The organism is Pseudomonas sp. 21LCFQ02 (assembly GCF_024129895.2).
GTDB lineage: Bacteria > Pseudomonadota > Gammaproteobacteria > Pseudomonadales > Pseudomonadaceae > Aquipseudomonas.
The window spans coordinates 964,134-987,329 of record NZ_CM178749.1 but is presented as its reverse complement, the minus strand read 5'-3'; the positions used below and the strand labels follow the sequence as shown (position 1 = coordinate 987,329).

General features: G+C 59.6%; 23 protein-coding genes. 16 read left to right on the top strand and 7 right to left on the bottom strand.

What is annotated here, in order from left to right; translation table 11 throughout:
- Window positions 1-57 precede the first annotated feature (57 nt).
- The 3 genes from hslO (at window position 58) to NJC40_RS04640 (ending at window position 3,440) form a co-directional block, all read left to right on the top strand.
- Window positions 58-963 carry an Hsp33 family molecular chaperone HslO gene (gene hslO, locus NJC40_RS04650; protein WP_253139950.1) on the top strand — a complete coding sequence of 302 codons (906 nt, stop codon included), beginning with the start codon at window positions 58-60 and terminating at the stop codon, window positions 961-963.
- Window positions 964-1,144: 181 nt separating this feature from the next.
- Window positions 1,145-2,689: a phosphoenolpyruvate carboxykinase gene (locus NJC40_RS04645; RefSeq protein WP_045484695.1), complete on the top strand. Its 1,545-nt coding sequence runs from the start codon at window positions 1,145-1,147 to the stop codon at window positions 2,687-2,689.
- Window positions 2,690-2,939: 250 nt separating this feature from the next.
- Complete coding sequence (locus NJC40_RS04640) at window positions 2,940-3,440, top strand: GNAT family N-acetyltransferase (RefSeq protein WP_253117469.1); 501 nt, start codon at window positions 2,940-2,942, stop codon at window positions 3,438-3,440.
- Between the two features lie 224 nt (window positions 3,441-3,664).
- Here the strand turns inward: NJC40_RS04640 and NJC40_RS04635 are convergent, their stop codons facing one another.
- On the bottom strand, window positions 3,665-3,952 hold the full coding sequence (locus NJC40_RS04635) for a helix-turn-helix domain-containing protein (protein ID WP_045484689.1): 288 nt from the start codon (window positions 3,950-3,952) through the stop codon (window positions 3,665-3,667).
- A gap of 274 nt (window positions 3,953-4,226) precedes the next feature.
- Here NJC40_RS04635 and NJC40_RS04630 point away from each other — a divergent pair, with 274 nt between their 5' ends.
- Together NJC40_RS04630 and NJC40_RS04625 are read left to right on the top strand one after the other, a co-directional pair.
- Window positions 4,227-4,664 carry a hypothetical protein gene (locus NJC40_RS04630; protein WP_253139952.1) on the top strand — a complete coding sequence of 146 codons (438 nt, stop codon included), beginning with the start codon at window positions 4,227-4,229 and terminating at the stop codon, window positions 4,662-4,664.
- 28 nt (window positions 4,665-4,692) lie between these two features.
- Window positions 4,693-5,361 carry a haloacid dehalogenase type II gene (locus NJC40_RS04625; protein WP_253139954.1) on the top strand — a complete coding sequence of 223 codons (669 nt, stop codon included), beginning with the start codon at window positions 4,693-4,695 and terminating at the stop codon, window positions 5,359-5,361.
- Here NJC40_RS04625 and NJC40_RS04620 read toward each other — a convergent pair.
- Entirely contained in the window at window positions 5,358-5,939 is a 582-nt protein-coding gene (locus tag NJC40_RS04620) for an LOG family protein (protein WP_253139956.1), read from the bottom strand. The genes NJC40_RS04625 and NJC40_RS04620 overlap by 4 nt on opposite strands.
- Before the next feature lie 139 nt (window positions 5,940-6,078).
- On the bottom strand, window positions 6,079-6,705 hold the full coding sequence (gene ycaC, locus NJC40_RS04615) for an isochorismate family cysteine hydrolase YcaC (RefSeq protein ID WP_045484675.1): 627 nt from the start codon (window positions 6,703-6,705) through the stop codon (window positions 6,079-6,081).
- Window positions 6,706-6,909: 204 nt separating this feature from the next.
- Here ycaC and NJC40_RS04610 point away from each other — a divergent pair, with 204 nt between their 5' ends.
- The 3 genes from NJC40_RS04610 to NJC40_RS04600 all read left to right on the top strand — a co-directional run bounded on the left by NJC40_RS04610 (window position 6,910) and on the right by NJC40_RS04600 (window position 9,068).
- Window positions 6,910-7,680, top strand: coding sequence for an AraC family transcriptional regulator (locus NJC40_RS04610; protein ID WP_253139957.1), 771 nt, complete (start codon window positions 6,910-6,912; stop codon window positions 7,678-7,680).
- A 229-nt stretch (window positions 7,681-7,909) separates the two neighbouring features.
- A complete protein-coding gene (locus NJC40_RS04605; protein ID WP_084709882.1) occupies window positions 7,910-8,083 on the top strand; it encodes a DUF1427 family protein in 174 nt (57 codons plus the stop codon).
- A gap of 25 nt (window positions 8,084-8,108) precedes the next feature.
- Window positions 8,109-9,068: a quinone oxidoreductase family protein gene (locus tag NJC40_RS04600; RefSeq protein ID WP_253139959.1), complete on the top strand. Its 960-nt coding sequence runs from the start codon at window positions 8,109-8,111 to the stop codon at window positions 9,066-9,068.
- Between the two features lie 14 nt (window positions 9,069-9,082).
- On the opposite strand, the gene NJC40_RS04595 is transcribed toward NJC40_RS04600, so the two are convergent.
- A complete protein-coding gene (locus NJC40_RS04595) occupies window positions 9,083-9,583 on the bottom strand; it encodes a hypothetical protein (RefSeq protein WP_045493965.1) in 501 nt (166 codons plus the stop codon).
- Between the two features lie 184 nt (window positions 9,584-9,767).
- Between NJC40_RS04595 and NJC40_RS04590 the strand changes: the two genes are divergently transcribed.
- The 6 genes from NJC40_RS04590 (at window position 9,768) to NJC40_RS04565 (ending at window position 17,995) form a co-directional block, all read left to right on the top strand.
- On the top strand, window positions 9,768-10,286 hold the full coding sequence (locus tag NJC40_RS04590; RefSeq protein ID WP_253139961.1) for a sigma-70 family RNA polymerase sigma factor: 519 nt from the start codon (window positions 9,768-9,770) through the stop codon (window positions 10,284-10,286).
- Window positions 10,283-11,251, top strand: coding sequence for a FecR domain-containing protein (locus tag NJC40_RS04585; protein WP_253139963.1), 969 nt, complete (start codon window positions 10,283-10,285; stop codon window positions 11,249-11,251). Before NJC40_RS04590 ends, NJC40_RS04585 begins: the two co-directional genes overlap by 4 nt.
- Window positions 11,252-11,462: 211 nt before the next feature.
- Window positions 11,463-13,817: a TonB-dependent siderophore receptor gene (locus tag NJC40_RS04580; RefSeq protein ID WP_253139965.1), complete on the top strand. Its 2,355-nt coding sequence runs from the start codon at window positions 11,463-11,465 to the stop codon at window positions 13,815-13,817.
- Between the two features lie 122 nt (window positions 13,818-13,939).
- Window positions 13,940-14,449, top strand: a complete 510-nt coding sequence (locus NJC40_RS04575; protein WP_045484662.1) for a sigma-70 family RNA polymerase sigma factor — start codon at window positions 13,940-13,942, stop codon at window positions 14,447-14,449.
- Between the two features lie 6 nt (window positions 14,450-14,455).
- On the top strand, window positions 14,456-15,445 hold the full coding sequence (locus NJC40_RS04570; protein ID WP_253139967.1) for a FecR domain-containing protein: 990 nt from the start codon (window positions 14,456-14,458) through the stop codon (window positions 15,443-15,445).
- Between the two features lie 114 nt (window positions 15,446-15,559).
- Window positions 15,560-17,995 (top strand): TonB-dependent siderophore receptor, encoded by a 2,436-nt coding sequence (locus tag NJC40_RS04565; RefSeq protein WP_045484656.1) that lies wholly within the window; start codon window positions 15,560-15,562, stop codon window positions 17,993-17,995.
- A gap of 24 nt (window positions 17,996-18,019) precedes the next feature.
- Here the strand turns inward: NJC40_RS04565 and NJC40_RS04560 are convergent, their stop codons facing one another.
- Window positions 18,020-18,598 (bottom strand): hypothetical protein, encoded by a 579-nt coding sequence (locus tag NJC40_RS04560; protein ID WP_253139969.1) that lies wholly within the window; start codon window positions 18,596-18,598, stop codon window positions 18,020-18,022.
- Window positions 18,599-19,024: 426 nt separating this feature from the next.
- On the opposite strand from NJC40_RS04560, the gene NJC40_RS04555 reads away from it, so the two are divergent.
- A complete protein-coding gene (locus tag NJC40_RS04555) occupies window positions 19,025-19,885 on the top strand; it encodes a LysR family transcriptional regulator (RefSeq protein ID WP_045484653.1) in 861 nt (286 codons plus the stop codon).
- Here NJC40_RS04555 and NJC40_RS04550 read toward each other — a convergent pair whose 3' ends face one another.
- Window positions 19,886-20,434: a GNAT family N-acetyltransferase gene (locus NJC40_RS04550; protein ID WP_253139971.1), complete on the bottom strand. Its 549-nt coding sequence runs from the start codon at window positions 20,432-20,434 to the stop codon at window positions 19,886-19,888.
- A 70-nt stretch (window positions 20,435-20,504) separates the two neighbouring features.
- Window positions 20,505-21,845, bottom strand: a complete 1,341-nt coding sequence (locus NJC40_RS04545) for an aminotransferase-like domain-containing protein (RefSeq protein ID WP_253139973.1) — start codon at window positions 21,843-21,845, stop codon at window positions 20,505-20,507.
- Window positions 21,846-21,976: 131 nt separating this feature from the next.
- Between NJC40_RS04545 and NJC40_RS04540 the strand changes: the two genes are divergently transcribed.
- Window positions 21,977-23,164, top strand: a complete 1,188-nt coding sequence (locus tag NJC40_RS04540) for an MFS transporter (protein ID WP_253139976.1) — start codon at window positions 21,977-21,979, stop codon at window positions 23,162-23,164.
- Window positions 23,165-23,196 lie beyond the last annotated feature (32 nt).

Sequence of the window (23,196 nt, the reverse complement as noted above, 5' to 3'; positions counted from 1 at the left end):
TGCCGGTTCTGCTGGTAAACTGTTGGCCATTCACTCTGATCAGAACCTATCCCTTTTATGTCTGAATTCCCTGTAAAAGACTTCACCCAGCGCTTCATCTTTGACGAGAGCGATGTTCGCGGCGAGCTGGTCGCCCTGCACAGCAGTTACGCTGAAGTGCTGGCCCGGCACCCGTACCCGGCGCCTGTCGCGCGTCTGTTGGGCGAACTGATGGCTGCGGCGGCGCTGCTGGTCGGCACCTTGAAGTTCGACGGCCTGCTGACCCTGCAGGCGCGCTCCAGCGGCGCAGTGCCGCTGTTGATGGTCGAATGCTCCAGCGAACGTGAACTGCGCGGCATTGCCCGCTATGACGAGGCGCTGATTACTGATGCAACCACCGGTTTGCAGCAACTGATGCCCGATGGCTCGCTGGCCATGACCATCGATCCACGGCACGGCAAGCGCTACCAGGGCATTGTGGCGCTGGACGGTGTCGATCTGTCGGCAAGCCTGTCGAGCTACTTTGTGATGTCCGAGCAGCTTGGCACGCGTTTCTGGCTAAAGGCCGACGGCCAGAACGCCCGTGGCTTTTTGTTGCAACAACTGCCGGTTGCGCGCATCACCGATGCCGATGAGCGCGCTGCCAGTTGGGAGCATGTTGTCACCCTGGCCAATACCCTGAGCGATGAAGAGCTGCTGGGGGTTGATAACGAGACCCTGCTGCACCGCCTCTATCACCAGGAGCAGGTGCGACTGTTTGACACGCAGCCGATCACTTTCCGCTGCAGTTGCTCACGCGAGCGCTCCGGCAGCGCCCTGATCAGCCTGGGCGAGCAAGACGCCCAGCAACTGGTCAAGGAGCACGGCGGAGCCATCGAGATCGACTGCCAGTTCTGTAACGAACGCTATCTGTTCGACTCCACGGATGTCACTCAGCTGTTTGCTGGTGGTGGCGTCGACTCGCCGTCCACTACTCGCCACTGACTTTGCTGGCGATAGAACCCTCCAGAACACGATCAAGCACGTTCATAACGTTCTGACCGGAGGGTTCTATCATTTCCGGGCATTTCTGGCATAATCCGGCCCACTTTTGGCTGTAGTAGTGCTTGTTTTTTTACTACAAAAACCGTTTGGAACACTCGGCATTCCGCCGATGGGGACCCTCATGACGCAAACCAAGAACGCTGTGTACACCGACCTGAGCATCGACGACCTGGTCAAGGAAGCCCTTGCCCGTGGCGAAGGCGAACTCGCCGACACTGGCGCACTGGTAGTGAGAACCGGCCACCGTACTGGTCGCTCTCCGGTGGACCGTTTCATCGTTGAAGAGCCAGGTACTCAGGACGCTATTGCCTGGGGCCCGATCAACCGCAAGTTCCCGGCCGACAAGTTCGACGCGCTGTGGGACCGCGTTGGCGCCTACCTGGGCGAGCGCGAGCGTTTTGTTTCTCATGTCCATGTCGGTTCTGACCCCGCTCACTATCTGCCGGTCAAGATGACCACCGAGACCGCGTGGCACAACCTGTTCGGCCGTTGCCTGTTCATCAACCCTGAGCAGTACAACGAAGGCGCCAAGGACGAGTGGCAGATCTTCAACGCCCCTTGGTTCGTCTGTGAGCCAGAGCGTGACGGCACCAACTCCGACGGCACCGTGATCATCAACTTCGCGGCCAAGAAGGTTCTGATCGCTGGCATGCGTTACGCCGGTGAAATGAAAAAAGCCATGTTCTCGGTGCAGAACTTCCTGCTGCCTGAAGCTGACGTGCTGCCAATGCACTGTGCGGCCAACATGGGCGAAGAGGGCGACGTGACCCTGTTCTTCGGCCTTTCTGGCACCGGCAAGACCACCCTGTCGGCGGACGAAAGCCGTTACCTGATCGGTGACGACGAGCACGGTTGGGGCGAGGGCGTGGTGTTCAACATCGAAGGTGGTTGCTATGCCAAGTGCATCGACCTGTCCGAGAAGAACGAGCCCGTCATCTGGAAAGCCATCCAGCACGGCGCCGTCCTGGAAAACGTGGTGCTGGACCCGACCACCAAGAAAGCCGACTACGCCGACGACAGCCTGACCCAGAACAGCCGTGCGGCCTACCCGCGCGAGCTGATCGAAAAACGCGCACCGAAGAACCTGGGCGGCGAGCCCAACGCGGTGATCTTCCTGACCTGCGACCTGACCGGCGTACTGCCGCCCGTGTCGATCCTCAGCGAAGAGCAGGCCGCCTATCACTTCCTGTCCGGCTACACCGCACTGGTTGGCTCGACTGAAATGGGTTCGGGCGCCGGCATCAAGTCGACCTTCTCCACCTGCTTCGGCGCACCGTTCTTCCCGCGTCCGGCTGGCGTTTACGCTGAGCTGCTGATCAAGCGTATCCGTGGCTTCAACTCCAAGGTCTATCTGGTCAACACTGGCTGGACCGGCGGTGGCTACGGTGTTGGCAAGCGCTTCAACATCCCGACCACTCGTGGCGTGATTGCAGCGATTCAGAGCGGCGCGCTGATCGGTGCCGAGACCGAGCACCTGGACATCATCAACCTGGACGTACCTAAAGTCGTTCCAGGTGTCGAAACCGTTCTGCTCAACCCACGTAACACCTGGGAAGACAAAGCGGCCTACGACCAGGCGGCCAAAGGCCTGGCTGGCCTGTTCATCGAGAACTTCAAGAAGTTCGAGGTGAGCGACGCCATCAAGGCGGCCGGTCCACAGCTGTAATTTCAGCTGGCTTAACAAGAAACCGCCCTTCGGGGCGGTTTTTTTATGAGACAAGCTTCTCTGCAGCGAGGGTCTGAAGCCTCTGAGCGCCTGCTGTGTCGCACGCTGAAAACTACATGTCGTAATTAAACAAACTTTTTTCCGGTCTGAATTTCAGCCCATTTCAAAGGGTGTCTTTGTTCATTTGCGGCGACAGTAAAAGCTCTGAAACAATGCTTTTCACTCACTTGGCGAGCAGCAGGACAGACCTTTGACGACCTCCAGCATCCAGATCCAGCGTTTTCAACCCCAGGACCAACAAGGCGTGATCGATGTCATCGTGCCGATCCAGCAGCAGGAGTTCGGCATCGCCATCACTGCAGCAGATCAGCCAGACCTTGCTGCTATTGTGGATTTCTACCAGCGCGGCACCGGTGATTTCTGGGTCGCGAAGCAGGCTGGTACGGTGGTTGGCACCATTGGCCTCAAAGACATCGGCCAAGGCCAGGCCGCCCTGCGCAAGATGTTCGTGGCCGCAGCTTATCGCGGTCGTGAATTGGGCGTGGCTGCGAAGCTGTTAGCCGAGTTGCTCGAAGGCGCCAGGAGTAAAGGCGTGAAAGAGGTCTTGCTGGGCACCACCGACAAATTCCTCGCGGCCCACCGTTTCTATGAAAAGCACGGTTTCATAGAGGTGGCCAAGGACAGCTTGCCGGCGAGCTTTCCGTTGATGGCGGTGGATAGCAAGTTCTATAAGCGGGTTCTTGAGAACTGATGCCGATCAGCCAAGGGCAGCGCGGGTTCTGTGGGAACGAGCTCGCTCGTGAAAGCGGCATTACATCCACAACAGATGTAGCGGTTTTACTGGCCCTTTCGTTGGCGTGCCGCCCAGACCAAGGTCGGCTCCCACCGGGACCTGGCCAGGTCCGAAATCGCTTAACTGATCGGCATTAATTCTTGAGAACTGAGTGTGCAGAGCGAAAATCCTGAAGCCCATGCTCAGCCAGCAAGGGCCTTGAGAACGTTCTGGGGATCGTTGTGAATAGCTTTCAGTAGTGCACGTGCAGGTCCTGCGGGCTCACGACGGCCCTGTTCCCAGTTACGCAACGTGCCTATCTGCACATCGATCATTGCAGCGAATTTCGCTTGAGACAGGCCGGTTGAGCGGCGTATCTCTTTGACCTGCAGTGCGTCCACCGTGAACTCGCGCGACGCTGCTTTTTCTCCACGAATGATCCCATCCATTTGCTGGACGCTTTCCATTAATTCATCGAAAAATTTGCTCATGGTTCTTGAAGTCTCTTTTCCAGAGAAATTGATATTAGAGACTGGCTGAAAGCTGTGACAGATGAAGAGGCAGCTATAAATGTAGGAAATGCCCATGTTTAGATAAGAAAAAACTTAGCAAGATGTAGTCTTTCAGGGGCTCGAAGGTCGGGCCGCAAATTGCTTGATGCGAGTCGCAACTCACAGGTGTCTAAAGACCTCATACGGAGCTTTTCTCCAGCAACGCTGTCTCATCCGGCTAAGCATATTTTCCTGCAATAGAAGGACGAAAACGATGTTGGTAACAAGGAACTGGGCAGCGCTGATGCTGGGCTTGTGCATCACCACGGGTGTGATGGCTGATAACGATACGGCGCGGCCGCAGGTTGCTGACCGGGTGGTGGCTTACTCGGGTACGCAAGGGGTGAAGGTGTGGACGCTGCGCTATGCCGAGCGTTCGGCCAACCAGGCGCTGGTGCAGATCGAGGGTGTGGATCACGACTGGGACAAGCGCATCCAGCAGATGACCGTCGAGAAGACCAGCAAGGACACCCGCTATTCCACGCAAGTTGATGGCAAGAAGTATGTCGCGCTGATCGTTCAGGGCAACTATGGCGAGCTGTATCTGCCGGGCGAAGCGCAGACCGCTTCGGTGGGCTATGACGAGGGACTGTCCAGCCAGGGCAATGCCCAGCACTTTCTTACTGACTACCTGGAGCAGTCCGGGAAATAGCCGCCAGGCCTTGCAAGGAGTTCTGACCATGAACGTTCTACGCCCAAGATTCGTCACCTTCGACTGCTACGGCACGCTGACGCACTTTCAGATGAGCCCCATGACCCGGCAGATGTTCGCTGACCGGGTGCCTGTCGAGCGTATGAATGCCTTCATCAAGGACTTCGCGGCCTACCGCCTCGATCAGGTCAAAGGTGAGTGGGTGCCTTATGATCAGATCATCAAGCAAGCCCTGGCCCGTACCTGCAAGCGCTGGGGTATCGACTACCGGGGTGAAGGCCAGGCACTTTACGATGCGATACCCGAGTGGGGGCCGCATCCTGATGTGCCTGCCGGGCTGGCGAAAATCGCGAACGAAATTCCGTTGGTGATCTTCTCTAACGCCAGCGACAGTCAGATCATGTCCAACGTCGGCAAACTCGGTGCGCCGTTTCACAAGGTCTTCACCGCCGAGCAGGCGCAGGCTTACAAGCCGCGGTTGGCAGCGTTCGAGTTCATGCTGGATAACCTGGGCTGTGGCCCGCAGGACGTGCTGCATGTGTCATCGAGCTTTCGCTACGACCTGTTCCCTGCCCACGACATGAATATCACCCACAAGGTATTTGTCGCGCGCGGGCACGAACAGCCGGCCAACAGCATCTATGGCTACCGGCAGATCAGCGATATCAGTGAGCTGCCGGGGTTGTTGGGGCTTTAAGTCTGCGCATCCTTCTTGATCCACTTCACCACCTTGGGCGGCTCGTAGTTCTGGATAGCATCGAGCAGCCCGGCGACGTCGTCTTTGACGATCACCATCTGGCGGTGTTCATCCTTGAGAAAGGCCTGGTTCACCACATGCGTCAGGAAGGCTGACAGGCCATCATAGAAGCCGTGCACGTTGAACAGCGCGCAAGGTTTTTCGTGGTAGCCAAGCTGCGCCCAGGTCCACACCTCAAACAGCTCTTCGAGGGTGCCGACGCCGCCCGGCATGGCGATGAAGCCGTCTGACAATTCGGCCATCAGCGCTTTGCGTTCGTGCATGGAATTGACCACACGCAAGTCCTGCAGGCCAGGGTGGGCGATCTCTTTCTGCTTTAGCGCCTGGGGGATCACACCGATTACTTCACCGCCATTGGCCAATGCGGCATCAGCCACTGCGCCCATCAGGCCCACCGACGCCCCGCCATACACTAGGCCAATACCCGCACGGGCCAGCGCTTCACCCAGACGGGTCGCCTGATCCATATACACCGGGTCGCTGCCGGCACTCGAACCGCAAAACACACACAGACGCATCAGGGCATTCCTTTCTGTAGCCATGGCTGGTGAACAGGGTGTCACAAGGATAGCGGTTGATAAAGGTTGCCTTCCCAATGCAGTTAAACGGTAAAGCCCCTGCGGACTGGCGTCGGCAGGGGCTGAGGAATTGATGCTGTTAACGGGAGGTCAGCGCCGAGTAGCTGTTCATCAGGTTGCGGTAGTTGGGAATGCGCTGGCTCAGCAGGTTGCCCAAGCCTTCGATATCGTTGCGCCAGTCGCGGTGCAGCTCACACGCCACCGAGAACCAGTTCATCAATTGGGCGCCGGCCTGGCTCATGCGGTTCCACGCGGCCTGTTGCACGGTTTCATTGAAGGTGCCGGAAGCATCGGTCACCACGAACACTTCAAAACCCTCTTCCAGGGCCGACAGCACCGGGAAGGTCACGCACACGTCGGTGACGACACCGGCGATGATCAGTTGCTTGCGGCCGGTGGCCTTGATCGCCTTGACGAAGTCTTCGTTGTCCCAGGCGTTGATCTGGCCAGGGCGGGCGATGTACGGCGCATCCGGGAACTGCTCTTTGAGCTCCGGCACCAGCGGGCCGTTGGGGCCTTGCTCGAAGCTGGTGGTGAGGATGGTTGGCAGCTCGAAGAATTTGGCCAGGTCACCCAGCGCCAGCACGTTGTTCTTGAACTCATTGGGCGAGAAGTCCTGTACCAGCGAGATCAGGCCGGTCTGGTGGTCGATCAGCAGTACAGCGGCGTCGTCTTTGTTCAGGCGGTTGTAGGTGAAGTTGGCCATGGGGTAGATCCTTTATCTGAGAAGTTGTGGGGTAAGTGGCGTTGCGTTCAACTTGGACACAGATTAAGGATTTACCGGGATGGGATAAATCGGCTGAAAAGCGTTTGACTGTCACCCTGAAGGAGACAATCGAAGGGTCAGATGGCGAGTACGGTCAGAATTTTGGTTACCATGCGTCATTGTTCACTGGTTGCGATAACTTCCATGGCCCTTGCCGCACCGCCTGACCTGACCGACACCGCGATTCCCGTTCAGCCGCTGGCGCGCACCTACCCGCGCGGGCTGTATATCGAGCCGCACCAGCATGTATGGGGCCAGGTGCTGTATGCCTCGTCAGGCGTGATGTGGGTCGAGACGCCTCGGGAGGCGCTGCTGGTCCCACCTCAACGCGCGGTCTGGTTGCCGCCGGGTGTCGAGCATGGCATTCGTGTGGTCTCGGATCTGGAAATGCGCAATATCTACCTGCGCCCGGCCATTGCCCTGACTCTTGAAAAGACCGTGCAGGTGTTCGAAGTGGGCAGCCTGCTGCGCGAGCTGATCATCAGTCTGGTCGCGCTGGACCGTGAAGCTGAACCTGACTACTACGATGCCTTGGTCAATCTGGCGTTGCTCGAACTGGCCCGCGCCCGCCGTTCGCTGATCCGCATCCCCATGCCGGACGGCGCCGACCGCCGCCTGATGAACCTCTGTCAGGCGGTGATTGACGAGCCCTCGCTGGACATTCCTTTCGAGCAACACGCAGAGAACACCGGTGCCAGCGTGCGCACCCTGGCCCGCCTGTTCCAGGCTGCTCTGGGTATGGGCTTTGCCGAATGGCGTCGCCAGGTTCAACTGGCCACCGCCGTAGCCAGCCTGATCCAGGGCCATACCGTCAGCAGCATCGCCCACCGCCTGGGCTACTCACCAAGCAGCTTCAGCGACATGTTCCGTCGGGAACTGGGGGTGGCGCCTTCGCAGTATGGGATGGGGTCGTAGCAGACCTCATGGCTACGGGACAACTGTCCCGACCCTGATTACCCCGGAAGTCACCCCGGAAGTCGGGCGGTTGGTAACGGCTCTTGATTGTTATGCCAGACGCCTTCAATCGCCGCCTCTCATAGACACCAGACTACCAAGCTGGCCGAAATTCAGAAGTCCTTGGCCGGTAGCCTTTTGCGTCTGTCCCTAGACTCTGGCCATTCCCTGATTGGTCCGGAGTCCTTCCATGAGCTTTGTCATTTCCCTGGTCATCGGCATTGCGGTCGGTGTGCTGTACGGCGCGCTGGATTTTCGTTCGCCGGCGCCGCCCACCGTGGCACTGGTCGGTCTGCTGGGCATGCAGCTCGGTGAAAAAGCCTGGCCCATGGGCAAACAATTGGTCACGGCCTGGCTGTCCTGAATCTTCTATCTGAGTGGAGTTACTGATGAACGCACTGCAATTTTCCCGCACTGGCGACCTGGCAGCTTTAGAGTATGTCGAACTGCCGCAACCGGTTGCCGCCGAGGGCGAGGTGCTGATCCAGGTGAAGGCCGCCGGGCTCAATCCCAGTGACGTAAAGAACGTCTTGGGCCGCTTCCCGTACACCGTACTACCGCGAGTGCCGGGCCGGGATTTTGCCGGTGTAGTGGTTGAAGGCCCGCAAGGTCTGATTGGCCAGCAAGTCTGGGGCACCGGCAAAGAACCGGGGTTCTTCCGTGACGGCTCCCATGCGCAATGGCTGACCTTGCCGGCCAATGGTGTGGCGCTCAAACCCAAGGCGCTGAGCTTTGTTCAGGCCGCCAGCCTGGGCGTGCCTTACACCACCGCCTGGGATGCCTTGCAGCGCAGCGGTGTCGGCGCCAATACCCGGCTGCTGGTGATCGGCGGCAACGGGGCGGTCGGCAGTGCAGCACTGGCACTGGGCCGGGTGCTGGGCGCTCAGGTGCTGGGCGCGGTGCGCCGTCCTGAGCAACAGCAGGCTCTGGCCGCCAAGGGGATCGACAGCATTGTGCTGGGCGAACCGGATGCGCTGGCCGGGCAAGTGCAGGCGTTTTTCAGTGGCGGTGCCGACGTGATCTTCGACACCACCGGCTTCTGGCTGGCGCCATCGGTGGCGGCGTTGGCGACCTGGGGACGCATCGCGATTATTGCTGCGCCGGTAGACGGCCAGGTTCAGCTACCGTCACTGGCGCTGTACCGCAAAGGCGGTTCGGTGGTCGGGATCAACTCGCTGCTTTACGACTGCAAAGCCTGCGCCGCGATGCTCGACCAGTTTGGTCGCTTCTTCGATGAGGGGCTGCTGGAACTGCCAGGTGACCTGGTGGAATCACCCTTGAGCGAAGGCCTTGCGCGCTATGGCGAGGTCAATGCCGGGCGCAGTGACAAGATCATCCTGATCCCCTGAGCGCCATCCACAGCTTAACTGTCCAGCGTCAGAATCTGTAGAAACAGGGCGAAAAAGCCGAAGAAGATCCAGAAGATACTGAACAGCCACGGCGCGCGCAGGGAGAACAGCAGGGACTTTTTCGGCCCGGTTTCGCTGGACTCCCAGTCGCTGAACAGCGGCGAGTCGTCATAGGTCAGACCGATGACCGGCTCGCTTTGCAGCAATTGCGCCTGCTTGTGGTGCCAGTGCTGGATGATCTCGCAGGCCGCACGAATGCCTGGCCAGGCGCTGAGGGTGTTGAGCAGGCCGAGCAGGGCCAGCATCGGCGGAATCACTACAGTGAAAATCACCCCCCAGTCAGGATTGAGGTTAGCCATTGACGAGGCGTAGGCGATCACCATAAACGACTGCGCAGTGAGGTAGGCGTTGGTGCGGTTGGAGAGGTTGGTGGTCTCGTATTGGATCTCCCGGCGGTAGAACTCCAGGCGCTCCTTGGGCGAGCCGAACAGCCGGGTGTTCTGTTCCTTGACCACCTCCTCGGGCGTTTCGTGGGTAATGATTCTGGGCACGCTGCTGACCTGCAAGGCTGGATTGGCTCGGTAGACTCCTGCCTGACGGCGCGGTTCGACTGATGTGACCAGTCGCTTTACAAGCATTGCAGAGTTTTACCTTTGCCCCTTAAGATGAGAACGATTTTCAAAAGCGGGATCATTCAGGGTGTCTACGTCCTCCATTCACAAGCTGGGTTTCTTCTTCAGCGACCACCATCGCTGGTTGCTGCAGCACATCCAGTGGCGGCTGGGACGCTCAAACGGCAACCATGCCGACGCCGAGGACACCGCTGCCGAAGCCTTTTGCCAGATGCTTGCATCCAGGGTCGACCCGGACAGCATTGAGCAGCCGCGCGCCTATCTGTCGACCATCGCCCGTCGTTTGATTCTTGACCGGCACCGGCGCAGGCAACTGGAAATCGCCTACCTCGAACGCTTGGCCCTGCTGCCCGAGCAGGTCGCGCCATCGCCGGAAGACCAGCATCTGCTGATTGAAGCGCTGGTGACCATCGACCGGGTGCTCGACGGTTTGCCGATGCTGGTCAAGACCGTATTCCTCTACAGCCAGCTCGACGGCATGAGCTATGTCGATATTGCTGCCAAGCTCAATCTCAGCGAGCGCACGGTCAGTCGTTACATGAAACAGGCGCTGTGCCAGTGCTATATGGCTGATAGCAGCTCGTGAGCCGGCCTGCCATTGACCCGGTTGGTGAACAGGCCGTTGACTGGATGGTGCGCCTCAGCGCCGGCCAGCACTCGGCAAATCTGCGCGCTGAATTCGATGACTGGCTGCGCCGCGACCCAGAGCACGCCCGGGCCTGGCAACGTCTGCAAGAGCGCATTGGCGGCTCGTTCAATGTGGTTCGCTCGCTGGAGCGCCACAAACCAGGCCAGGCCGAAGAGGCCCGGCGCCTGTTGCTCACGCCCTCCACGACGCGCCGCGATGTGTTGCGCGGCCTGGCAGCCATTGGCTTGCTGGGGGGCGGGCTCTGGTTGGCGGCGCGCAGCGGCCCCGGCCTGGCACTGTTCGCTGACCTGCGCACCGGCACCGCCGAGCGCCGCAGCCTGACCCTGGCGGACGGCAGCCGCCTGAGCCTGAATGCCGACAGCGCGGTCGACCTGGACTTCAACGCCAGCCAACGCTTGATCATCCTGCGCCGTGGCGAACTGATCATTCAGGTCGCCGCCGACCCACAGCGGCCCTTGCGGGTACGCACCGAACAGGGCGAAGCCCGTGCCCTGGGCACGCGCTTCATGGTTGCCCAAGAGCAGGACGCCACGCGCCTGGTGGTGCTGGAGCATGCCGTGCGCGCCCGCCTGAACGATGGCCGCGAGCAGGATGTGTTGCAAGGTCAGGGCGCGCTGTTACGTACTTCGAGCATCGAGCCGCTGGGCCGCGAAGCACTGCGCCGCGCCGCCTGGCTGGAAGGGCGCCTGAATGTACTCAACGAGCCACTGGGCGAAGTGATCGATGCCTTGCGCCCCTATACCCACGGCATCCTGCGGGTGGCGCCCGAGGTACAGGATCTGCGCGTGCAGGGCGTGTTCCCGCTGGATGATCCGCAGCGCACCCTGCAGGCTTTGGGAGAGACACTGCCGATCAAGGTCGAGCATTACACACCCTGGGTAACCGTGATCGGCCCGCGTTGAGGACCTGTCGCCTGCAGAGCAGCCTCCCACAGTGGCCAGTGTCGTGCCTGTGACTTGAGTGCGACGCCAGCCTGGTGGGAGGCACTGCTGGCGAATGGCGGAGAGTCTAAACAGGGAAGTTTTGAAAATCTTTCTCATTCGTGTCCGGTTTTTCGATCTCGTCCCACCTATTTCCTGAAACGACCCTTAACACGATCATCAGGAGCATGTTGTGCACAACCCTTGGTTCCACGCCCTCCCGCTTGCCCTCGCTGTAGCCGCCATCAGCGCCCCGGCCATGGCCCAGGCTGCCCAGCCGTTCAACATCCCGGCCGGCAACCTGGCCGATACCCTGAACAGCATTGCCAGCCAGGGCGGCCTGGTGCTGTCGCTGGACCCGAGCCTGGTCAGCGGCAAACAGGCGCCGGCCATTCACGGCGAAATGACCGCCACCCAGGCGCTGCAAAAGGCCGTGGCCGGCAGCGGGCTGGATGTGTTGGTGACCAGCGGCGGCAATGTCACGCTGGTGCCGGCGCTCAGCAACGAGCAGGCGCTGGAGCTGTCGTCGGTGACCATTTCAGGCAAGGCACCGGGGTCGATTACCGAAGGGACGGGGTCGTACACCACCGGCTCGACCAGCAGCTCGACGCGTTTGAACCTGACCCCGCAGGAGACGCCGCAGTCGATTACGGTCATTACCCAGCAGCGCATGGAAGATCAGAAGCTCGACAGCTTGGTCGATGTGCTGGATGCAACCACCGGAGTGATCATCAAGACCCTTTCCATGGGCGCAGATACTCCGCAGATCTGGGCACGTGGTTCGAGTATCAACAACTTTCAGGTCGATGGTGTTCCAACCATTTCATCGCTGAATAACTACCTGCAAAGCACGATTGCTTATGACCGGATCGAGGTCGTGCGCGGTGCAACGGGCATGATGAGCGGCATGGGTTATCCTTCGGCCACTATCAACATGGTGCGCAAGCGCCCAACCTATGAGGCCCAGGCCTCGATTCGTGGTGAGGCGGGTAGCTGGGACCGCTACGGTACCGGCTTCGATGTTTCAGGCCCGTTGACCGACAATGGCAATGTACGTGGCCGGCTGGCGGCCGACTACAAAACCCAGCACGCCTGGACGGACAACTACGAGCAGGAAAACACCGCAGTTTACGGTATTGCGGAAATCGATCTTGACGAAAACACGCTGCTGTCAATGGGTTTTAACCACCTGAAGAAACATACCGACTCGCAAACCCGGATGTTCCCGCTGCTGGACAGTGTGGGCAATAAGGTGGCCTCTAACGCCTCAGACAACGACTCACCTGCCTGGTCTTACTATGACCACCAGTCGAACAACGTCTTCGCATCCCTGGAGCATCGATTTGATTCAGGGTGGAGTATCAAGAGCGAGTTGTCGCATACCCAGTATCAATATGATGGGCTGGTTGCCGCCTTTCAGGGGCGGGTCAACCAGGTCACCGGAGCCGGTGCTTCGATCCAGTCAAACCACTATGCGTCTACGGTCAATCAGGACACCCTCGATGTCTATTTGACCGGCCCGTTTTCTTTGCTGGGCCGCGAGCATGAATTGATTACCGGGCTGACGCTGGCCGATACCGATATCGAAACGCCCAACTATCTGCAGACCACGCCCACTTACAGCATCCCTAACTTCTGGGACTTCTCCAGGACCACCGCAATACCGGGCTTTCGAAAGAACGGCAAGGTTGAAACCAGCGAGTATCAATACAGCGCTTACCTGAGTTCTCGCTTTCGCCTTACAGATGATACGCGCCTGTTGGTGGGTGGCCGCGTCACCGACTGGAAGCGTAACCGGGATACCAGCAATACCGACAACGGTTCGAAAAGCAAAACCACCGGGCGTGAAAGTGGAGTGTTTATTCCTTACGTGGGTGTCACCCATGCGCTGGATGAAACCTGGTCGCTGTACGCGAGCTATACAAAGATCTTCAATCCGCAGTTGTATTACGTCGTCGATATCAACCAGCAACCCTTGATGCCCGAAGAGGGCACCAGCTATGAGACCGGTATCAAGGCCAGCTTCAATGAAGGGCGCATGAATGCCAGCCTCTCGGTGTTTAAAACCGAGCAGGACAATATTGGTGAATGGGACTCTGATTCAAGAACCTACACCCCGCTCAATGGTATTGATACGCAAGGTGTCGAAGTCGAATTCAACGGTCAGTTAGCAGAGGGCTGGAACCTCAGCAGCGGCTATGTCTACAGCACGACAATGGACGCAGAAGATCAGCGGGTTTTGACGCGTGCCCCGCGACACAGCCTCAAGACCTTCACGACCTACCGCTTGCCGGGCAACCTGGAGAAGTTCACCGTCGGCGGCGGCTTCAACTGGGAAAGCAAAACGGGTACTGATCTGCATGTATTCAGCCAAAGCAGCTACGCCGTATTCAACCTCATGGGCCGTTACGACATCAGCCGTAACCTGACAGCGTCGATCAATATCAATAACCTGTTTGATAAGGAGTACGTCCTTGCTGACAACGGACTTAACGGAACCTGGGGGGCACCACGCAACTTCATGACGTCGTTCAAATACAGCTTTTGATTGATGCGGCAGCCAGGCGCACCTGACCCTCAGGTGCGCTCTGGCATCTGCCGATTGCATCACCTGCACGCCTCACGTTAAATTTGATAATAGTTATCAATCACACGTTGGCGCCTACCCTCATGGATCACCGCACAAGCTTCGAACAGGACGTCGAGCGCCTTTATCTGCAGCATTCTGGCTGGCTGAAAAACTGGCTGCGCAAGCGCCTTGCCGAACGTGCGGATGCCGATGACCTGGCACAGGACACCTTCGTGCGCATCATGCGCGCGCGGCGGCCGGTCAATGATCTGCAACAGCCGCTGGCGTACCTGGCGACCATCGCCAACAGCCTGTTGATCAATCGCTGGCGGCGTCAGGCGGTGGAGCGGGCGTATCTTGAGGTGCTGGCCGAGCAGCCGCAGGCGCTGGAGATTTCCCCGCAAGAGCGCTACCTGCTGATCGAAACGCTGGTCGAGGTCGATGAGCTGCTGCAGGGGCTGACGCCCGAGATGCGCGAGATCTTTCTGTTGTCGCAACTCGACGGGCTGACCTACAAACAGATCGGCAACCAGTTGGGCATCAGCGTCGACCGGGTGCAGCGCAGCATGAGCAAAGCCTTCGCGCTTTGCTATGCCAGCCGCTTCGAGTAACCGCGCGTGCCGACTGCCCAAGACCCGCAGGCGCCGATTGCCGATGCGGTGCGCGATCAGGCCATCGACTGGTTCACTCAGGCGCAATCGGGCGACATGAGTGCCGCGCAGGCCGAGAACCTGCAACGCTGGCGTCAGGCCGACCCCGAGCATGAGCGTGCCTGGCAGCGGCTGGCCGGTATTTCCCGGCAGTTGCAACAGCGCAGCACCGTGCTGAGCAATCCGCTGGCCCGCAACACCTTGAGCAAAACCCGGTTGGTTGAGGCGGATCGCCGCCAGCTTCTCAAGCTGCTGTTTGCCGCCGGATTGCTGGGTGGTGCGGCCTGGCAGGTCAGCGACAGCTTCTGGCTGCAAAGCAGCCTGGCCGATTACCACACCGGCATTGGCGAGCGCCGCCATCACACCCTGGCGGACGGCACGCAGGTCTGGCTCAACACCCGCACGTTGCTGGATGTGCGCTTCAGTGCGCAGGAGCGCCAGTTGATCCTGCGCCAGGGCGAGGTCGATATCCTGACCGGCAGCGACCCGGCCGGGCGACCGTTGCTGGTCTACACCGGCGAGGCACGGCTGCAACCCTTGGGCACACGCTTCACGGTGCGCCGCGACAACGACACTCAGGGCACCTTGCTGGCGGTCAGCAACGGCAGGGTGGCGGCGCAGCTTGCCAGTGGCGGCGATACACAGGTAGTGCCGGCAGGTTTTCAGACGCGCATCGATCACGCCCGGATCCAGCCGCTGCAACCCGCCAGTCAGGCCGAGAATGCCTGGGTCGACGGTTTTATCGTGGCTGAGCGCATGCGTCTGGGGGACTTTGTCGAAGAGCTGGCGCGCTATCGGCTGGGCGTACTGCGCTGCGACCCGGCAGTGGCCGACCTGCGCCTGACTGGCTCCTATCCGCTGGCCGACCCGGCCAGAATCCTGTCGATGCTGGAGCAGAGCCTGCCGGTGCGGGTTGAACAGCGTACCCCGTGGTGGGTGACCATCACGGCTCGCTAAGCACTGAGAAAAAATCCAAAAAAAAATCGCAGATTTATCCGCCTCGCTTGGCCTATGAGCAGAACCCGTGCATCGCAAGCGCGGAGCCCTGCCAGCCAAGATCGGAAAACCGTCATGAAATACCCCGCAACGCCCCGAAAATGCCGCCGCCAGGTCGCCTGCGCATCGACCCTGAGCCTCGCACTGCTTGGCGGTGCCGTGCTCACTGACGGCCTGACCGCCACCCGCGCACAGGCGCAGACGATGGCCAGCATCCAGCACTTCTCGATTGCCGCCGGCCCTCTTGATCAAGCGCTGAGCCAGTTCGGTCGCCAGGCCGGCATTGCCTTGTCGACCAATGCCAGCCTGACGGCCGGCAAGACCAGTGCCGGGCTGCAAGGCGAGTTCAGCATCGAGGAAGGCTTCAGACGCATTCTGGCGGGCAGCGGATATTCTGCGGCGCAGCAAAGCGATGGCAGTTATCTATTGGTGGTGGCGATGGAACCTGCCGGGGCCATGGAGTTGTCGTCGGTGACCATTTCCGGCAAGGCGCCGGGGTCGACGACTGAGGGGACAGGGTTGTACAACACCTACTCAGCCAGTAGCTCGACCCGGCTCAATCTGACACCGAAGGAAACACCGCAATCGGTCACAGTGCTAACGCGTCAGCGCCTCGATGACCAGAAAATTGAAAATATGGTCGATGCTCTAGAGGCAACGCCGGGTATTACCGTGAGTCGCGCTGGCGTCGATATTGATAACGACTTGATTTACTCGCGCGGTTTCATTCTTAACAACTTTGCTGTCGATGGCGTTCGCACCTCTTCATTACTCGCCAACCAGCGTCTGAGCAGCGTTGCTTATGATCGAATCGAAGTCGTCCGGGGCGCTACCGGCTTGATCAGCGGAATGGGTACGCCTTCGGCAACGGTTAACCTGATTCGCAAGCGCCCGACATTTGAACCGCAGATCAGTCTAACTGCAGAGGCCGGTAGCTGGGATCGCTATGGCACCGGGTTTGATATCTCCGGTTCCTTGAACGATTCAGGAAGCATTCGAGGCCGTTTGGTCGGTGACTACAAGAACCAGCATGCCTGGGTGGACCGTTTCGAAAAAGAAGAGTCGGTGTTGTATGGCATCACCGAACTTGATTTGAGTGATAAGACCCTGCTGACACTGGGTTTCAATTTCGAAACGACCGATGCAAATGCGCCAATGCGCAGTGGCTATCTGACGCGTTATAGCAATGGGCAGCGCATCGACTTCAAGCGCTCGGCCAACAATGCCCCGGACTGGACGTTCTACGACAATGAGTTGAGCAGCATCTTTGGTTCGCTCGAGCACCAGTTTGAGTCGGGCTGGAATGCCAAGGCTGAATATCGTTACAGCCAGTACCGCAGCAACGCGATCGTGCCGTACATGGCCGGTTCTGTTAACCAGGCAACTGGTGCTGGAGCCTACATTGCACCGGCCCGGTTCAGGGATGCCCCACATGAACATAGTCTGGACCTCTACGCGACAGGCCCGTTGAAGCTGTTCGACCGGGAGCACGAGATCATTGTCGGGACCACCCTGTCAGATCTGCAGTCAACGTCACCAGTGTATGGCTCATGGATGTATCCTTATACGGGGTATAACGGTGCCATTGCCAACCTGCTCGACTGGGACGGTAGCCTGAGCAAACCTGACTTTCCGAAGACGGCTGATGTTGAAACTCATGAGTATCAGTACGGCGCTTATCTGAGTGCTCGCTTCAATCTGACCGATTCGACCCATCTAATTGTTGGTAACCGGTTGACCGACTGGAAACGTAACAGAGACACCACCTCGTTGGCGGGGGTGACCACCAAAACAAATGCTCGCGACAGCGGCGTATACATTCCCTACGTGGGTGTGGTTCAAGACCTGAACGACACTTGGTCGTTGTACGCCAGCTACACGAAAATCTTCAATCCTCAACCTGTATATGTCCGCGACGTCAACAAGCTGCCCTTGTCACCTGAAGAGGGCAGCAGCTATGAGCTGGGTGCCAAGGCCAGCTTCAACGATGATCGCCTTGTCGCCAGTCTGTCGGTGTTCAAGACCGAGCAAGATAACCTTGCGATCCTTATCAACGATGGCACGTTCAGCAATTACACCGCAGCTCAGGGCACGACCAGCACGGGCGTGGAAATGGAGCTTTCCGGTGAGCTTGCCCCCGGCTGGCAGCTCAGCAGTGGCTATACCTATAGCGTTATCGAAGACAGCGAGGGTGAGCGCATCGTCACTCAGGTTCCTCGCCACAGTGTGAAAACTTTCTCGACATATCGCCTGAGCGGCCCGCTGGATAAATTGACTGTTGGCGGTGGAGTCAATTGGCAAAGCAAATCCGGCGCGGACCTTCAGTATCTGACCCAAGGCAGTTATGCCTTGGTCAATCTGATGGCCCGTTACGAAATCAGCCAAAACCTCACCGCTTCCATCAATTTGAATAACGTCCTGGATAAAGAGTACTTCTCGGGTGGGCCGAGTTGCTGTGCGGTCTATGGCGAACCCCGCAATTTCATGACCTCCCTGAAATACACCTACTAAACCCCGGCCTCGCGCACCTGGCCCTCAGGTGCGCGGAATCAACTCCTGCCCGCTGCCAAACACCGGGTAAACCACTTCGTCGCTGTCCAGGTCGCGGATTGTGCTCTTGATATGGATGCGCATCGATTCGCGTCCGGGAGCGCCGACAATGCTGGTGCTGTTCTGGAAGTCGACGATGTAGCGTTTGCCGGCCTTGAACTCCACGTCCCGGGCTTCCATGTTGCACTGGGCGCCGCCGGTGCCCAGGGCATTCATGGACGCCCAGCACCAGCGCAGCGAGTGCTTGCCCGGTGTGAGTTTGAGTGCCTGTTTGCCGGAGACGTCGAGAATCGAGGCGCGGCCGGCGCCTTCGAGTAGCTGATCGTCGACGTGGGTGGCCAGCAGCAGGCGGTGGAAGGGGATGCCCAGGTCGCGGTAGCGAACCGTGGCGAAGTACACCACCGGGGCATCCGGTGCGTTATTGGACAGGTCGTAAGGCGTCATCTGCTCTGGCGCCCAGTCACCCTGGTAATCCTTGTAGTGATAGCCGGAGCAGCCGCCGAGCACGGCGGTGAGCATCATGGCGGTAGTGACTTTGAACGGTAGGGTCGAGAGCAGGCGCATCGTTCTTCCTTGGGGGCTGGGGCCGATAGACCCGAAAAACGCCTTTTTGTTCGCCCATAAAAAAGGCTCTCCTGATCAGAGGAGAGCCTGAAGGGGTGCCCTGCGAGGCACATTTGGAGCATCCATCCCTAGATGGAGGAAAGCGGTTGGCTTGAGGGCACCTCTAAAAACTACCTGCGTGGCCATCGCGTTGTTGAAATCAAGCTAAAAATGCTCATTTACAATATGTAAACTCCGCTTTTTAGCCTGATTCCGCCTAGCGCTGCCTGCCTCGCCTACGTTTTTAGAGGCACCCTTCACCAGCAGTGTGCTACGTCCGTTTGCATTCATCCAATCAATAATAATGAGCTATCAATCAACTTCTGTTGATATTAATGGCGCCATTGGCCTGTCAGAATGCGTCTTTCGTCAGCTCAGTGGTTGCATATGGATATCGACCTGACCCGCACTTTTCTGGCCATCGCTCGGCACGGCAGTTTTGTCGCTGCCGCCGAGCGTTTGCACATCACCCAGACGGCCATCACCGCACGGGTGCAGAAGCTCGAAAGCCATCTCAATTGCACGCTGTTCATCCGCAACCGCGCCGGTGCACGGCTGACGGCCGATGGTGAGGCGTTTGTGGTGTATGCCAATCAGGTGGTGCAGACCTGGGAAGCGGCGCAGCGCAATCTGCCGTTGCCCGAAGGCTTCAATCAGGTGCTGCGCATCGGCGGCGAGGTCAGCCTGTGCAACCCGCTGATGCTGCGCTGGGTCGGGCTGATCCGCCAGCACATTGGTGACCACGCGGTGCATGCCCAGGTGCATGATGCGGCGTACCTGCTGCGGCAGCTGGAAATCGGCGTGCTGGATGCGGCGCTGGTCTATCAGCCGCATTACTGGCCGGGCTTGCAGGTCGAGCAATTGCTGGAAGAGAAGCTGATTCTGGTGGCAGCGAATAACCCAGAGCCTTATGTGTATATCGACTGGGGCGAGGCGTTTCGGCAGCAACACGACACTGCCTTGCCCGACAAGGCCCGCGCGGCGGTGTCGTTCAACCTCGGGCCGCTGGCCTTGCAGTACCTGCTGGAACACGGCGGCTCGGGTTATTTCCGTACCCGGGTGGTGCAGAGCTATCTCGACAAGGGCGTGCTGCACCGGGTGCCTCGCGCACCGGAGTTCAGTTATCCGACCTGGCTGGTGTATTCGCGCGAGCGCGATTCAGCGCCGTTGCAGCAAGCCTTTGGCCTGCTGCGTGAGCTGGTGCGCAATGACCCGGACTGGTCGCAGCGTTGGGACCCGATACTTTGATCAGACGCCTTGGTTGGCCTGCCACTGTTCGCGGCGTAATTCCCAGATCTGCTTGTCCATCTCGCCACATACGAAGCGGCCTTTCTGCACCTCCACCAGGCGCATGCCTTCGCGCTCGGAAATCCGCCGCGAGGCCTGGTTGTCCAGCGCCTTGGGCACCTGCATCAGCGGCCGCTCGAGGGTCTCGAACCAGTAGCGGTTGATGACCTCACAGGCCTCGCTCATATAGCCCAGACCTTGCCACGCCGGCGCCAGCCAGAAGCCACGGTTGTTGCCCGGTGTGTCATACAGGGAAATGCTGCCGATGCTTTGCCCGGAGGCTTTAAGACGCACCATCCAGTGCCACTCGGTGCCCTTGGCGATGGCCGGTAGCGAACGCTCGCGTACATGAGTCAGCGCGCCGTCGGCAGGGTAGGGCCAGGGCACCAGATGGTTCAGGTAGCGCACCACTTCCCAGTGCGGGAACAACTGCTGGATATCCGCGGCATCCTCAAGCTGCAACGGCGTGAGGATCAGGCGCTCGGTGGTGAAGGTCGGGATACAGTCCATGTCGAGTGCGTTCCAGTGTTGATGTGTTGATAAGACAGACGAGCAAGGCAAGCGGTGATTCAGGACAGTCTCAGACCCTGAAATGTGCGCTCAGCCCGGCACTGAAATGCGTGCAGTTAATCCGCAGCATGGCCCGGTAATCGCGGCTGACGGCAAACGCCGAGCCGGGCATCAGCACGATATTGTGGCGGGCCAGCCGGTCGATGAAGGGCTGTTGATCGGCAATGTCAGGGTGCTGCGCCCAGACAAACATGCCGCTCTCTGGGATTATCTCGAACTGCCAGCCGAGTTTGCTCAGGGTGCGCTGGGTCTTGTTCTGCTGTTCGATGAGTTTCTGGCGGATCTGCTTCATGTGCCCGGCGTAGGTGCCGTCGGCAAGGATGGTGTTGACGAAGCGCTCGCAGAATGCCGGTACGGCCACGCAGGTCAGCATCTTCAGGCGGGTCAGCGGCTCGACCAGCGCGGGCGGGCAGGCGATGTAGCCGACCCTGAGCGAGGCTGACAGGCACTTGGAAAAGCTGCCGATGTAGATCACCCGCTGCAGGTTGTCCAGCTCGGCGAAGGTCTGCCGGGGGGTGGGGCTGAAGTCGCCATAGACGTCGTCCTCGACGATATGAAAATCGTGCTTGATCGCCAGGCGCAGCACATTGAAGGCGTTGTTCGGGGTGATGTTGCCGCCGGTGGGGTTATGGAAGGTGCTGTTGCAAAAAAAGGCCCTGACCGGCTGCCGTGCCAGGTGACTTTCCATCTCGGTGATGTCCGGGCCCTGTGGCGTGCGGCGAATGCCGAGCACCTCGGCACCGGCCAGCTGGAGCAGGCGAATCAGGTTGCCATTGCAGGGCTCGTCGACGAACACCGCATCGCCTGGCTTGATCAATAGCCGGGCCACCAGATCCAGCGCGTGGGTCGCGCCCAGGGTGGTGAGGATCTGGCCAGGGCGCGGATCGATGCGGGTCAGGCGTTTTATGTGCACACACAGTTGCTGACGCAGTGCCGGGTGGCCGCAAATGTCGCCGTACTCAACCAGCGAGCTTTGCTCCAGCCGCGCGGTGCGGCGTATGGCCTTGGTCAGCAGCTCGGTGTCTTTCCAGGCCGAGGGCAGCCAGCCACACCCAAGCTTGGTGAGGTGCGGACCTCCCTGTAGCAGGTTGAACAGCGGATCGCCGGCCATGCTCTCAGGTTCTGCTTGCGGTGGCCGGGCATGCACGCTGGGCGCGACGAAATAGCCACGGCCCGGTTGCGCGATCAGCCAGCCTTCGCTGACCAGTTGAGTACAGGCTGAAACGGCCTGGTGATAACTGGCCGCCCGCTCGGCCACGAACTTGCGGATCGACGGCAAGCGTTGCCCGGCGGTCCATTCACCGGCCTCCAGGCGTCGCTTCAGTGCGGCATGGAAAAGATTTACGGTCACGGCCTGCCCTGGCGAACTGTTAGAAAAATTAGCCTAACAGTTCGTTACAAAGCGTGTCGACTGTGCGCGTATGTCGGTTTGGCAGGGTGCACTATCGCAGTCTGGCCCCACCCGAACCGACGAGCCAAACAATGAGCCGATTGCCCCGCACAACCTGGCTGTACTTCACCGCCCAATCGATCAACCTCACCGCCGCAGTGATGTCGGTGACCATGGCTGCCACAGTGGGCGCCGCGCTGGCGCCGACCCCGGCACTGTCCACCGTACCCTACGGTTTTCAGTTTCTGCTGCTGATGCTCGCCACCTACCCGGCTTCATGGCTGATGAGCCGGTTGGGGCGCAAGCGGTCGTTTCTGTTGGGGTGTGTGCCGTTGGCACTGGCCGGTATCAGCGGCTATCTGGCGGTGGTGCAGCAGAGCTTTGGGTTGTTGATCACCAGCCACGCGGCGCTGGGTATCTATGTGGCCTTTGCCAACTTCAACCGCTTCGCGGCCACTGACAACCTGGAACCCGGCCTCAAACCCAAGGCCATCTCCTTGGTGGTGGCCGGTGGTGTGATCGCCGCCGTGGTTGGGCCGACCCTCACGCAAGTACTGCGCGAGGCCGGTGCCTATCAGGCGTTTTCCCTGTGCTATGCCGCGTTCATCGGTCTTGCGATATTCGCTGCGCTGGTGACCCTGTGCCTGCCGGAGACTCCCGCGCCCGTGGCCAAGCCATCCCTGGCACGGGCCAGCCTGTTATCGCTGCCCAGCGCACCGATCATGCTGGCCATGGCGGTGGCTGCGCTGAGTTATTTCATCATGAACCTGCTGATGATCCAGGCCTCGCTGCACATGCAGCACATGCACGAAGACTTCACCGCCATGCGCCTGGCCATCCAGTGGCATGTGATCGCCATGTTCGCCCCGTCGTTCTTCACCGGCGTGATCATCGAGCGGCTGGGGCTGCGCACCACCTTGTGCCTGGGGTTGCTGATGCTGGCCGGCTGCGCGCTGCTCAATATGATTGCCCATGGATACTGGGCGATGAGCAGTGCGCTGATCATCCTCGGCCTTGGCTGGAACCTGACTTACGTCGGTGGCGGGGCGCTATTGGCCCAACTGCTTGAGGGACATGGACAGACATTCAAGGTGCAGGGCCAGAACGATCTGTTGATCGCCATCTTTGCCACGGCAGGTGCCTTCGCGCCAGCGCTGTTGCTGAGCAGCCTGGGCTGGCAGGGCAGTAACCTGCTGTGCGTGGTGTTGGCGTTGGTGTTGCTGGTGGCAATAGTGAAGGTGCTGAAGGGGCGGGGAGTGTCACCTGCTTCCATGGCGTGATCGGCTGACCATCTGGCGGCTGGCTTTTGAGT